Here is a 13600-nt window from a genome sequence, read left to right as displayed (position 1 = left end):
CCTTGGCTGCCCCTGTCGCTATGGTTGGTGCACGAGCCCGGCACGATGGACCGGCCGTCGATCATGCAGTGCCTGCTCCAGCGCATCGAGCACGAAGCCCGCATGCGCTGTGCGCGAGGCTCGCCAGCCCACGATCCTGCGGGCATAGGCGTCGATGACGAAGGCGACATAGACGAAGCCGGTCCAGGTCGCGACATAGGTGAAGTCGGAGAGCCAGAGGACGTTTGGCCTTGGCGCCTTGAACTGGCGGTTGACGTGATCCAACGGGTATGGCGCGGCCTTGTCGCTGATCGTGGTCTTGACCGGTTTGCCGCGGATAACCCCTTGCAAACCCATGTCCCGCATCAGTCGCGACACCGTGCAACGGGCAACATGGAAGCCTTCGCGCTTGAGCTTGCGCCAGACTTGCGCACGCCGTAGACGCGGAAGTTCTGATCGAAGACGCGCCGGACCTCGATCTTCAGCGCAGCATCCTGCCTGGCGCGTCGGCCGCAGGCATGGCTCACCGACGTCCTTGCCCGAATCTCCGCTCATCCAGTTCATCGGCTGGACGAACTGCTTCCCTGGAATTGGACGTCGGCATCAGCGATCCCCGCTCGAGCGGCGTAACCATGCACGTCAACAAGGTTCATCACGTCACCACCATTAACCGTGTTGCCGAGGATCTTGACGAAGACGAAGACTGGCTGCGAGACGTCGCCAATGAAATGGAGATCGAAGACGGCGCCATCTGGGTCTATGGCGTCGGAGAACATGGCATCCAGGCCTTCACTGACTTCGGAATCGAAAACCTGATCGAACTCGTCCGGATGTACAAGGAAAGCCCGGAGCTGCTTAAGCGCTGGCCGTCAGAATAATCCAATGAGCTTGCGGCCCACGCCAGATGCGTACGACGAACCCGCAAACCCGGCCGAAAGGCCTGAGCCAGTGGCGCTGTGGACATGCCGCTACGCTTGGACAACGCGAAGCGCGTTGCCCACATGCCCACAGCAGGAGCAGCAGCAGAAAAACAAGCCCTTCGAGTCGCGATTCAAGATTGACCACGCGGCTTCGCCGATGCCGCAAACCAGACAGCCAGAACGCCCCGCGCCCCGGGCGACATCAAATCGGAAGGGTGGGCGAGATCATCTCGGAATCCTGGGCGAGATCAAATCGGTACACCCGGGCGAGATCATCGGAATCCGCACCACCACCTTTGGCTTGCCACGCTCCATCACCAGCCTCTCCAGTTCTCTTATGCGGAGAGCAAAGATGAAGAACGCCGATCTTGTGCCTGGCTCACAGAAACTCTCGAGAGGATCGGGCAGGGCTAGCCGATCTCTGAGATCGATACCCTCAGGCCTGGCACTTCAACGCCTGAACGGCCTCAGCTTCGTTGGCGCAAGGCCGGCATCTGGGACAGGCTGATGGCGGCGGTTACCAAGACCTGTAACGGTAGGTTCGGATAATCGTGCGGGTGCATCGTACGCGCCCGATGAGAGCAGGGCTCGCTGCTGACACCCCAAATTTCGAGCGGAAAAACGCCAAAGAGCCACGATCGGGTGTTGCATGCGAAGAACTAAACAACGCGGATAGCTCCCCATTGTCTTCGTATCTCAGCTAGCGTTCGATGGTACCCCGTCGCGAACAAGATGATAACATAAAACACCAACACTGCAGCAGGCCCGCCTATCGCGGCAATTGGAGTCGGTGGGTTCAGCAGGTCAGCCGAAAAACGTGCTACAAGGGCGCAAACTACGGATGCGCTCCAGAGTTTTCCAAGGTTCTTCCAATCCTGCAATTTTCCGATAGGAACGCTCGTCACCTCTGAAAGCCTCTTTAGAACGAGCGCGTACACCATCAAACTAGCCAATACCGAGCCTACAGCTGCGCCAGGTAAACCGTAGTACCAGATGCCGATTAAACTGGAGACTAGGGCGAATGGAAAACATAGGGCTTCATACCGCATGCTCGACAGCCCCTGTTGGAACACATTTAGCAGAGTGCTAATTTCTATCGAATAAACCAAGGTCTGAACCAGATAGATACGCAACACCGGCGAGCCGCTCACGTACTCCTTCGTAAACAGGAACTGGATGATTTCAGGGGAAAAGGCGAATAAAGCTGCAATCGTGGGGAATATAATCGCACTGAGGATCACGTTGCCTTGGCTATTGAGACGCAACAGTTTTTCTTGATCACCAAGTGCATGGAGATGGCTCATTGTGGGCAAGAGCAAATTCGCCACTCCGAATCTCAGGACTTCAGTGGGCATCGTGAGCGTTGTTGCAATCGAAAAGACGCCGAAAACTGTCGGTGAAAACACCGTGGCAACAATCCATTGCTCGGTCTGTTTCCGCATATGGAATAGCAACGTGGCCACGCCAAATGGAGCAGCATACCGAAGCTGTTGACGGATTTTCGGCTTGTCCAGCGGGTACAGTCGAATACCGCAATAGCGTGCAATGAAATAGGCCAAAAACCCAAGGCGCACGCAGGCGGCGATCAATGTCGCAACCAGCACCGGTTCAAGTTCTTGAAAAAATGCTGCCGCGGAAAGAATGAGCGCGGCCCGAAGCACAGATGTCGCCACGATAGCTTGTGCCTGCCAGCGAATCTGCCCTGCGGCATTGGGTAGTACATCGAGCATTAAGCCCAAATTCCAGGCAAACAGGAAACCAACGAGCAAAAACCCACGGTCGTGCAGCAAGTTTTTCATGCCCGAGGGAAGGGCATTGCCAGAGGCAAAAATCAGAAGGGCCGCGATCGTCGTTGTCGCGAGCAAGAACAGCACCGTCTGCCCGACGTAAATCCGGCGTCCTTCTGAATCCAAACGGACAAAGAAGAAAAGCAAGCTGCGGGGCACGTCAAAGGGGAACAGCAATGTTACGGTAGTTACAAGCAGCCAGAACAGCCGATATTCGCCGAACTCTGTGGGACCGATCGTTCGGACTAGAACGACCGGCGTCAATATCGTGATGGCCTGTTCGATGTAGCGTGCGGCGGAGAGTGCAACGCCTTGACGTATTATTGATGCCATGGACCAGCAGCCTAGGCGCTACCGGCGATGAAAACAAAGCTGGTCAGAAACATCGGCCGCCCCCTTCCTGTGTCGCCAGCAGTCGCCGATGCATCGCCGCGCAGTTCATAGCCCTTGTTGAGGCAGCAGGCCGTTCAGCCGTTGCCACGACGATGTGTGTCTCGGCCATTCATCGATTGTCGATTGAGCAGCAGAGCGTCATCGGAGAAATCACATCGTAGCGCCATTTTGAGCAAGTGTAAGCAAAACGGCCAAGAATAGAAGCACTTCGATCGAGTCCACCAGTGGCTGAGTGGCTACCCATTCGGGAGTATGCCGGTAAAACAGTCATCGTCGACGTAGGCGAGGGACGTTGACCCGACCGGCTCTTGAATTCTTCCTTCACTTTGCAACGGGGGCGGTCCTGAGCTGATTTGAGCCCATTCGGCCAGATGGAGCATCACTTCGCATTTCGATCCGCCCCTCGCATCCAATCCTTGGCAGCCACGCTTGGAACTCTAGCGATGGCTTACTGGCTCAAGTCGCGCGTGCCCTCCTATCTGCCACCCGTCGATAAAGGCCGAGATACGCGTTAGTCATCGTATCGAGCGAGAATGACGTCTCGATACGCCGGCGGCCCTCCATACCGAATTCACTAGCAAGCCCGCGATTATCGAGGAGCTTGAGCACGCGATCAGTCAAAACTACCGCGTCGTGGCGCGGCACAAGAAATCCCGTCTGTCCTTCGAGGATCAATTCAGGATTGCCCCCATCCCTTGTTGCTACAACGGGCTTACCCAACGCCATGCATTCGGTTATTGCGTTGGAAAAACCCTCCCCGCTGTGGCTAACGAGAACTCCCACGGTGAAGAGATTGGCGATACTTTCTACATCTTTCCGCAGACCCAGAAACTTTATGCGTGACGAATATTCCGGCGGGACGCTATCGCGCACCTGCGATAACATTTGTCCGGTGCCGACGGTCACAAAGGTAACATCCTCCCGAAGCTGGCAAATGCGGCATGCCATTTCGACAAAGGTTGGATAGTCCTTTCTAGGCGTAAAGTGCGCAACCATCCCCACAACGTGAGGTGTCGAGATTCCCAGAATGCTGCGAAGTTCTGCCTCATCCGTTAGCTTAGAGATTCTTTCAGGATCGAACCCATTGTAGATACAAAAACCTTTGCGCTGGGGAATTTGGTAGGCAGCGAGGCCCGCCCGCGAGTTGGCGACTACAATATCCGAAAATGGGACAGTCAATTTGCCCATTAGATAGTCTTTATCCCACCGCGACAGATGCGGCGGCGCGTCTCGCACAAAGCCATTAACGAAAGCGGAGCCGCAGAGTTTCGCAATCGGAGCTGCATAAACGGAACACATCGGGCTCCAGGAGTGAACGATATCTATTCTCAAATTGGACACCAGTTCGTGCAAACTCTTGAACAGGCGCAAATCTCTCCTCCGTTTCCGGACGAGCTGAATGATTTCCGCGTGTTCAGGGTCAACTTCGTAACGAACTTTCTCTTCGTCTGTAACCGCCACAAATGATTTTATGTCACGGTCGGCGGAAAGCCCCCGCAACAATTCGACGATTTGTCGTTCTTTCCCTCCCGGGCCCAGACGTTCGGTAAAGTGCAATATACGCATGTTAGCGCTCTCCCGCGTCGACTAATTCCGTCCAGGTCGCAACGATGCGCTCAGCGTAAACTTCAATGTCGACGTAAAGCCTTCCCATTTTCTCCTATACGCCGTCTCAAGTGCGCAGCTTCAATGAAGCGGAGACTCAATGCAGCGCTCCTCTCGGTACTGGTTGGTTTGACGATCAGTCCAATCCTCTCGTGCTCACTAATATCCGGAAACGGCGCGACTGGGGTACAAATGGCGGCCGCGCTGTGAGCGCGAGGTTATCTCAATCATCGACATCAAGAAATTTGCACCAAAGGGTGGAAGCGCCGGAATATTTGGCGGCCTGCTTCGATGCGCTAAATCGACCCAACCGGGCACCGATATTCGATCGCTGAGACCCACTCGCTCAAACTCTGGCTCTCGCATTGTCCACCGCGCCGTCAGCGCAAGCATGGCCTTCCAATCAGACTTGGAGCCTAGGCTCGCAAAAGCCATCAGCGCCGCCCGAAGCCAAGCCGAGAATAATCATAATGTTCCCTGTCCTTTGCCAAAGCGGTTTGACGACCTTCGGCACGGCGCGCTTCGCAGCGGGATTTATCGTGGAATGCACTTTGACGGGCGCAATATGCAAGATTCTGTACCCGAGTGTATCCTTGCATCCGCGCTGAGCTTCAACTTTTTGGGGCTACCTATTCTGGTTTTGGCGAAGACGGGCCTGTCTCCCGGCTAGCGAAACGAAACAGGTAGGCCCTGCAATTGTCGCGAAGTTCGGATAGATATCGCCGAACCGCCACTTTAAGTCGGTATGAGACCGATTCTGAAACCAGGAAATCATTCCGCTGTTCGTGATAAACGCAGCGTATGTCCGCCGTCTTGCCGGGCGGGATATTGACGATCAATCGAAGACATCCATCGATGTATTCGTACGCGGCGACGTCTTGGTTGACTGTAAAATCTTTCAAAGAATCGATCTGTGAGTCCGGCTTCACCACCCGGATCCGTCGCGTCACCGCCTCCATGTTTTCGAAGCGGAGTTGTTCAGCAAACATCCTTACTATGATTGTTCCGCCGTCGCGTCGAATGCTGTAGCTCCGGCAAACGGCGTCCCCGAGAGTTCGCCAACAGAGTTTCCACCGCAAGCGTGCAAGCTGTCGGACGAACTCCGATAGTTCGCTGCCGCGGTCCCGGAAAAGGTCGTGATGCCCGACAAGCAAGCACGGCTTGCCCAGGAGTCCGTCAAATGCGAAGTTTTCGATGCCGTGGTCAATGTACCGCCGGGTATAGATCGAGAATCCCCCATACCGGGTGATGGCGACACTCCAGAGGTCAGCAAGTGTCGTTTCGTTCAAGGCAACGTCGGCTGGTGCGACTCCGGTGTTCACTGCTGCGACGAAGCCATTTCGCTTGAGAGCCGACACTGCCTCGGGCGAGAATGCCCCTTGCGGGAAAACCATCACGTTGTCGTAGTCAAGTGCGGTCTTGTTGAGAAGGGACTGCATCCGACGCCGGGCGGTCCTTAGCTTTCTGTCGAGTAGTTCGGCTGAACGGGCTGAAAATTCGCCACGGGTGTGATCGCAGCCGTGCACGCAGACCGACAATTTTACGCTATTTTGCCGAAAGGCGGCAATGGTGTCACGATTTGTTCGGTGCCAGTTCCATGGAATGAAGGCGAGGGTCGTCGCGAACGTGTGCTTGTTGGCTAACTGCAGTAGTTCGCCAAAATCGAGAAATCCGTACCGTGGCCTCAGGAGTGGATCGTCGATGGTCAGGCATGCGTTTATTTCGGAGGTGGTCCAACAGACGTCGCGGAACGACCACTTCAGATACATCACGATTGGCACCGCACCGGCGAAACGCTTCTTCACATCAAAATAGGTCGCAGCGCGTTCGCGAATGTCCACCATCGCCAGTGACGCATCGACAAAAAAGCGCACGCCAGAATGAGCAAATTCGGCGAACAGGTGTCCCTCGGACGCCGCGACGATACTCTGCAATTCGGCACCATGCCGGATCACAAGCGCCGCATCGGCGGCGCCGGACTCCAGTTGGATACGCAGGGCCGACATTGGCCCGCACATGTCTGGGAAAGTATCAGTGATGGACACGGTTATCAGCCGCGGGTCGATGCCGCGGATGTCCGCCTCGGGGTCTCCCGTGATCTGGCGCAGCAGAGCCCTGCAGGGATCCGCAGCTTGAAATCCATAGACGAATACGGAAGCTGCTGCCGCCAACCAAGCCGGAAATGTTCCGACCTTGCAGGACTGCAGGGTTTCGGCGAGACAGGCCGCGGAAGTCAGGATGGAGAACTGCGGATGACTTGCCGCCAGCGAGGCCACATTGCCCCCGTTCGCTTCGCTGACCGTCAGCGCCGTCCATGGAACTCCGAAAAAGTCGAGAATTTCAGCAAGGTTGCAATCGTCGGGCGATGGAGTGTCGCTGCGAAGCAGGAGCGCGATCGAAGAGCCGGTGTCCATGGCGTCGGCGTTCCTTCCTGGCTGTTTGCGCTCAATGGCGAGAGCGCAATGTCTTAGCCTTAGCGCGACTGTCTGATCAATGTGCCCTTGGAGGTACCGAGCCCTGTGCCATCTTGTACCAGCCTGCAGAACGTTATGATTGCGCGGCGCAAAAGTCAGCATTTTGCACTGCGAAAATCCAGGAGTCGTCAGCCTCGATGAATGTCTTGAGAAGGAATGATCGATCGCGCCGTTATGCGGCTCTGACTTTCGACGATGGCTCCCGCGATAATGTCTCGAGCGCTTCCAATTCCTGGAGCGGCGTAACTCGCGGTTCATGATGTGCGTGCCTAGTGCTCCAATTCTCATCGCCTTGCGCGACTATCGCTCGTCCCGACTGCGTTTAAAAGGCTTCTTACCGGACGGCCCTCCATGGCCGCGGATTGATCTGCATCAGCCGACGGATGGGCGCAGGGCATGCACGAACGCAGGAGGCCGAAATCCTCGCGGACGTCGAAAGGAATCGTGGTGATCGACCAATCGGTCGATTTCTGCTCAGGGCATCGGGTCGAGCAGTGTGAAGCGAGAAGGTCGAGGGGGTAGTCCGAAAGGGTTCGTGCGCGGCGCGAAGTTTGCCTATGATCAGTGGATCATCCGCGCACGTGATCGCGACGGGTTGTCGGATTCGAATGCGCTTCGCAGGAGCTGGCGCCGCCGCCGAGGGAATTACTTTCACATAGCAGTGCTCACCAGGACCTGAGCCATTTCAAGGGACGACTGGACGTCAACTATGATGCACGGCCGAAAAATTGCGGTGATTGGGCTCGGTTACGTGGGGTTGCCCGTGGCTGTGTCGTTTGCACGTTCGGGAGTTCCGGTCGTTGGATTCGACGTGGATCTCAGACGTGTCGCTGAACTGAGAGAAGGAAAGGACCGGACCCGTGAGGTTGACGGCGGTGATTTGCGTCAGGAAACGCTAGTTTTTACCGTCGACCCGGCTGAAATGGCGAAGGCCGATTTCTTCATCGTCACAGTACCAACTCCGATTGACGAGGCGCGGAATCCGGACCTGCGCGCGATGATCGCGGCGTCGCGGTCGGTGGGCGCGGTGCTCAAGAGGGGCGATATCGTCGTTTTTGAATCAACCGTATACCCCGGCGCCGTGGAGGAGGACTGCATTCCGGTTCTTGAGCAAAACTCTCACCTGGAGGCTGGAGTAGACTTTACCGTCGGTTATTCGCCCGAGCGGATCAATCCCGGCGACAAGGAGCACCGCTTCGAAACGATTACCAAGGTGGTTTCGGCGCAGGATGCCAGAACGCTTGAGATCGTGGCGGATGTCTACGGATCTGTGGTCAGCGCCGGCGTTCACCGTGCTCCCTCGATCCGCGTAGCCGAAGCTGCGAAAGTCATCGAGAATACCCAGCGCGATCTGAATATCGCCTTCATGAACGAACTGTCGCTTATATTCCAGGCGCTTGATATCGATACTGGCGACGTCCTGGCTGCGGCGCGGACCAAATGGAATTTCATGCCGTTCCAGCCGGGACTTGTCGGCGGCCACTGTATCGGCGTCGATCCCTATTACCTGACCTATCGTGCCGAAAAGGCTGGTTATCATCCCGAGGTAATTCTCGCCGGGCGACGCATCAACGACGGCATGGGTCAGCGAGTGGCGCGCGAATGCGTTCGTGGGCTATTGCGGCGCAAGGCTCAGACCGGGATTGTGACCATCCTAGGGTTGACCTTCAAGGAAAACGTTCCTGACACGCGCAACTCCCGCGTCATCGACATCGTTCGCGAGCTTCAGTCTTTCGGGCTCACAGTGCAGATCCATGATCCGCTGGTGAACGCCGCCGATGCCCGGCATGAATTTGGGGTCACGTTGACTGAGCTGCACGCGCTACAGCCCGCAGATGCCATCATTCTCGCCGTCGCCCATCAGCCCTATGTGGATGGTGGCTGGCCGTTGGTTCAACGCCTGCTGCGCGATGGCTCAGGCCTCGTGCTCGACATCAAGACAAAGCTCGATCGTGTCGCAAAGCCCGCCGTTATCGAACTGTGGCGGCTCTGATCCGGAGACAAGATGCCGAACGACAAAGTACTGGTTACCGGAGCTGCAGGCTTCATTGGTTTTCATGTTGCTCGACAACTCTTAGCTAATGGTCGCGAAGTGGTCGGCGCTGACAGTATCAATGCCTACTACGACCCCAAGTTGAAAGAAGCGCGCCTCGAGCTTCTCAAGCGCGATCCGAATTTCAGTTTTGTGAAGCACGATCTAGCCGATCGCGCGGCATCAAGCGCACTGTTCGAACAGCATCGATTCCCAATCGTGATTCACCTCGCGGCTCAAGCCGGCGTTCGCTATTCACTGCAAAATCCGTACGCTTATGTCGATGCGAATCTCGATGGGTTCATCAATGTGCTGGAGGGCTGTCGTCACAATGGGTGCCGGCATCTCGTCTTCGCGTCCTCGTCGTCAGTGTACGGCGCGAATACGAAGCTGCCCTTTTCGGTGCGGGACAATGTCGACCATCCGATCAGCCTCTATGCCGCCTCCAAGAAAGCCAACGAGCTGATGGCGCATGCCTACAGCCATCTCTATCGCATTCCAGCGACCGGCCTGCGGTTCTTCACGGTCTATGGTCCCTGGGGCCGGCCGGACATGGCGATGTTCATCTTTGCCAAGGCAATCCTTGCCGGCGAACCGATCAGGCTGTTTAACAATGGAGCGATGCGGCGCGACTTCACCTATGTCGATGACGTGAGCCAGGCGATCGTACGCCTGATCGACCGTCCACCCCAGGGACAGTCGGGCCCGCCCGCCGATCCCGCGACCAGCAGCGCCCCTTGGAAAATTTACAATGTCGGCAACAACCGTCCTGAAGATCTGATGGATGTGGTATCTCTGCTGGAGAAGGAGTTCGGCAGGACGGCAATCAAGGAAATGCTTCCGATGCAGCCCGGCGACGTCGAGGCGACCTACGCCGATACTGCCGAGCTCGAACGCGACATCGGATTCCGCCCGTCCACGCCAATCGGCGAGGGTGTTGCACGGTTCGCGAAATGGTATCGTGAGTATCACCGGCTTTAACACAGGGTCAGGATACGCTCGTTTGCGTTTCTGACCCCAGCTTTTCGATCGTCCGACCGTTATTACCAACGTCGCGATCGCTGTTAGGGCGGCGCGTATCGCACCGCGGTTGGTCGTCCGCGCACCGATGGTCGCGATGATCGCGCAAAGGATAGGCCGCGCGCGTGCCGTCGGCGTCACCGTAAAAGCCAAGGGGGCGCGGGTGAAAAGAGTTCGCGCGGACCAGCTCGGCGATCCCCGGTCGGGATCGTCACGGCGCGACCACGCCGTCGATCGGTGCCTGCGATTAGGCCAGCGCCTGCTCGTGCACACCGGCCACGGCACGCCCGGACGGATCGGCCATCGCCGCGAAACTGGCGTCCCAGGCGATCGCCGCCGGCGAGGAGCAGGCGATCGATTTGCCACTCGGCACCGTTTCGGCCGCCGCCTGAGTTGGGAAGAACTGCTCGAACAGGTGGCGGTAGTAGTACGCCTCCTTGGTCTGCGGCGGGTTGTGCACGAAGCGCTTGTCGGCGGCGGCCATCACCCGGTTGCTGACCTGCGCTTCGGCGTGTGCCTTCAACCCGTCGATCCAATCGTAGCCTACGCCATCGCTGAACTGCTCCTTCTGCCGCCACAGGATCGAATCCGGCAGATAGCCTTCGAACGCTTCGCGCAGCACCGCCTTTTCGATCCGTCGCGCGCCGTCGGCACCCTTGCCGACCATCTTGTGCTTGGCATCGATGCACATTGCCACGTCGAGGAACTCGCGGTCCAGGAACGGCACGCGCGGTTCCACGCCCCAGGCCATCATCGACTTGTTGGCGCGAAGGCAATCGTAGTTATTGAGCGCGTCGAGCTTGCGCACCAGCTCTTCGTGGAATTCGCGCGCGTTGGGCGCCTTGTGGAAGTAGAGGTAGCCGCCGAAGATTTCGTCGCTGCCCTCGCCGGACAGCACCATCTTCACCCCCATCGCCTTGATCCGGCGCGCCAGTAGGAACATTGGCGTGGAGGCGCGGATGGTGGTCACGTCGTAGGTTTCGACGTGGCGGATCACGTCCGGCAGGACGTCCAGGCCTTCTTCGAAGGTGTATTCGAAGCCGTGGTGCACCGTGCCCAACGCCTCGGCGGCGATCGCTGCGGCGGCCAAGTCGGGCGAGCCCTTCAGACCGATGGCGAACGAATGCAGGCGCGGCCACCATGCCTCGCTTTGGTCATTATCCTCGATGCGGTGGCGTGCGTAACGCGTGGCAACGGCAGCGACCAGCGACGAATCGAGGCCGCCGGACAGCAGCACCCCGTACGGCACATCGCTCATCAGCTGGCGATGCACCGCACGTTCGAAAGCTTCGCGCAGCGCGGTGCGGTCGGCTTCTACGCCCTCGACCGCGTGGTAGTCGCGCCACGGGCGCTCGTAGTAGCGGGTCAACGTATCGGTGGCGTTGTCGTACCAGTGGCCCGGCGGGAACTGCGCGGCGTCAGCGCAGATGTCGACCAGCGACTTCAGCTCGGAGGCGACTACCAGGCGGCCATCCTTGTCATGGCCCCAGTATAGCGGCACCACGCCGATCGGATCGCGCGCGATCAGCACGCGCTGCTGCCGGCAGTCCCACAGCGCGAACGCGAAGATGCCGTTGAGGCGGTTCAGGAACGAGGCCGGGCTGTCTTCGCGGTACAGCGCGTTGATCACCTCGCAGTCCGAGCCGGTCTGGAAGGCGTAGGGCTGGACCAGTTCGGCCTTGAGTTCGCGATGGTTATAGATCTCGCCGTTGACTGCCAAGGCCAGGCCGCCATCCTCGGACAGCAGCGGCTGTGAGCCGCCGGCCGGGTCGACGATGGCCAGGCGCTCGTGGACCATGATGGCCGCGGCATCGACGTAGACGCCGCTCCAGTCCGGGCCGCGATGGCGCTGGCGCTGGGACAGATCAAGGGAGCGGCGGCGCAGCGCCGGGAGGTCGTCGCCAGCCTGCAGGCCGAAAATACCGAAGATCGAACACATGGGAACAGCTCCTAATGATGAGGAGACAAACCGATCGTCTAGGAACTAGTCCCCAAATACGGAATAAGGAGCCGCAGGTTCTGGCAGACTCGTAGCAAGGCCTCGCAGCTTCCGCTTAATGCCACGGAGCCTGGCCTCGAACGGTGCTCTCGACTGTCTCGGCCTATTGAGATCCACTTCATGGCAAGCCCTCCTATATTCAACGCCAGAGCGATGTCCTCGCTGCCGCATTAAGCTCACGACATTGACGCGACCACTTCCAGCATCACCTCCGTCGCACCGCCGGCGATGGATAGGATGCGGGCGTCACGCGCTATGCGCTCGATCGGACTCTCGCGCATGACGCCCATAGCTCCGTGGAACTGCACGCAGGCATACACGACCTCGTTGACGAGTTCGCCACAGATGGCCTTCAACATGGAGATCTCGCGCATGCAATCTTCGTCCGCCGCCACGCGCCAAGCGGTGGCATAGAGAAACTGGCGGGCCGCCTCCACTTTCGCAGAGAGCATAGCGAGACGTTGACGGATCACCTGCATATCCCATAGGACGGCCCCGAATGCGCGGCGAGCTTTCACCCAAGCGAGGGTGATATCCATCGCCACCTCGGCAGTCCCTATCGCCATGGCGGCAAGCACAAGGCGCTCGTTCTGGAGGTTGCGCATCATGCAGTAGAAGCCCTGTCCCTCCGCGCCGAGCACGTTCTCGGCCGGGATACGGCAACCGTCGAAGACGAGCTCTGCCGTATCGGAGGAGCGCCAGCCGTGCTTGTCCAACTCGCGGGCGACGCGGAAGCCCGGTGTGCCCTTCTCGACGAGGAACATCGTGATCCCGTTGCTTCCTGCCGAGGGATCAGTCTTGGCCGCGACGCAGTAGAGATTCGCGTGGACGCCGTTCGTGATGTAGAGCTTCGTGCCGTCGAGGACGTAGGAGTTGCCCTCTCGGAGCGCGCGCGTGCGGATGGCCTTCACGTCCGAGCCCGCATCCGGCTCCGTGATGGCGATCGCGGTGATCACTTCGCCGCTGATGATACGCGGCATCCAGCGGGCGCGCTGGGCGTTGGTCCCATCGTGAAAGACATACCCTGAAGCCATGTCGGTATGGACCAGCACCGCATCGGCGACGCCGCAATAGGTCGAGCGCCCGAGTTCCTCGGCGAAGACCGTCGATGCGACCACGTCCATCTCGGCACCACCATACTCGGCCGGGTAGCGGATGCCGAAGAAGCCTAGTTCGCCCATGCGGCGCAGGATCGAACGGGGAATGAACCCGTCTTCTTCCCAGCGATCCGCACAGGGCTTGATCTCTTCCTCGACGAACCGGCGGACCTGGTCCCGTAAGGACTCATACTCGCCCGCCACCCAAGGCAGCCCCGGTCCGCGCGGCGGTACCCAAGCTTTGTCCATCATCTTCATCCGCTCTGCTGTGAATCCAACGCAAAAGCTCCGTTC

8 protein-coding genes and 2 pseudogenes are annotated in these 13600 nt (G+C 58.5%); 4 read left to right on the top strand and 6 right to left on the bottom strand.

Annotation, left to right across the window (positions count from 1 at the left end; translation table 11 throughout):
• Window positions 1-27: 27 nt before the first annotated feature.
• A pseudogene (locus QCM77_RS25175) lies at window positions 28-485 on the bottom strand (IS3 family transposase); the annotation flags it as partial.
• Window positions 486-489: 4 nt separating this feature from the next.
• Here QCM77_RS25175 and QCM77_RS25170 point away from each other — a divergent pair.
• Together QCM77_RS25170 and QCM77_RS25165 are read left to right on the top strand one after the other, a co-directional pair.
• Window positions 490-609: pseudogene (locus QCM77_RS25170) on the top strand (transposase domain-containing protein); the annotation flags it as partial.
• 2 nt (window positions 610-611) lie between these two features.
• Window positions 612-857 carry a hypothetical protein gene (locus QCM77_RS25165; protein WP_279685335.1) on the top strand — a complete coding sequence of 82 codons (246 nt, stop codon included), beginning with the start codon at window positions 612-614 and terminating at the stop codon, window positions 855-857.
• Window positions 858-1558: 701 nt separating this feature from the next.
• Here the strand turns inward: QCM77_RS25165 and QCM77_RS25160 are convergent.
• The 3 genes from QCM77_RS25160 to QCM77_RS25150 form a co-directional block, all read right to left on the bottom strand.
• On the bottom strand, window positions 1559-3019 hold the full coding sequence (locus QCM77_RS25160) for a lipopolysaccharide biosynthesis protein (RefSeq protein ID WP_279685315.1): 1461 nt from the start codon (window positions 3017-3019) through the stop codon (window positions 1559-1561).
• A gap of 516 nt (window positions 3020-3535) precedes the next feature.
• Entirely contained in the window at window positions 3536-4645 is a 1110-nt protein-coding gene (locus tag QCM77_RS25155; RefSeq protein WP_279685313.1) for a glycosyltransferase family 4 protein, read from the bottom strand.
• A 668-nt stretch (window positions 4646-5313) separates the two neighbouring features.
• Window positions 5314-7098: a polysaccharide deacetylase family protein gene (locus QCM77_RS25150; protein ID WP_279685312.1), complete on the bottom strand. Its 1785-nt coding sequence runs from the start codon at window positions 7096-7098 to the stop codon at window positions 5314-5316.
• 769 nt (window positions 7099-7867) lie between these two features.
• On the opposite strand from QCM77_RS25150, the gene QCM77_RS25145 reads away from it, so the two are divergent.
• On the top strand, window positions 7868-9151 hold the full coding sequence (locus tag QCM77_RS25145; RefSeq protein ID WP_279685310.1) for a nucleotide sugar dehydrogenase: 1284 nt from the start codon (window positions 7868-7870) through the stop codon (window positions 9149-9151).
• Window positions 9152-9163: 12 nt separating this feature from the next.
• Window positions 9164-10171: an NAD-dependent epimerase gene (locus QCM77_RS25140; protein WP_279685309.1), complete on the top strand. Its 1008-nt coding sequence runs from the start codon at window positions 9164-9166 to the stop codon at window positions 10169-10171.
• A gap of 286 nt (window positions 10172-10457) precedes the next feature.
• Here QCM77_RS25140 and asnB read toward each other — a convergent pair whose 3' ends face one another.
• Together asnB and QCM77_RS25130 are read right to left on the bottom strand one after the other, a co-directional pair.
• Window positions 10458-12149, bottom strand: a complete 1692-nt coding sequence (gene asnB / locus QCM77_RS25135) for an asparagine synthase B (protein WP_279685308.1) — start codon at window positions 12147-12149, stop codon at window positions 10458-10460.
• A gap of 236 nt (window positions 12150-12385) precedes the next feature.
• A complete protein-coding gene (locus QCM77_RS25130; RefSeq protein ID WP_279685307.1) occupies window positions 12386-13564 on the bottom strand; it encodes an acyl-CoA dehydrogenase family protein in 1179 nt (392 codons plus the stop codon).
• Window positions 13565-13600: the final 36 nt, after the last annotated feature.

The organism is Bradyrhizobium nivariense (assembly GCF_029846695.2).
GTDB lineage: Bacteria > Pseudomonadota > Alphaproteobacteria > Rhizobiales > Xanthobacteraceae > Bradyrhizobium.
Note: the sequence above shows the minus strand (reverse complement) of the source record. Positions and strands in the feature narration are given on the sequence as shown.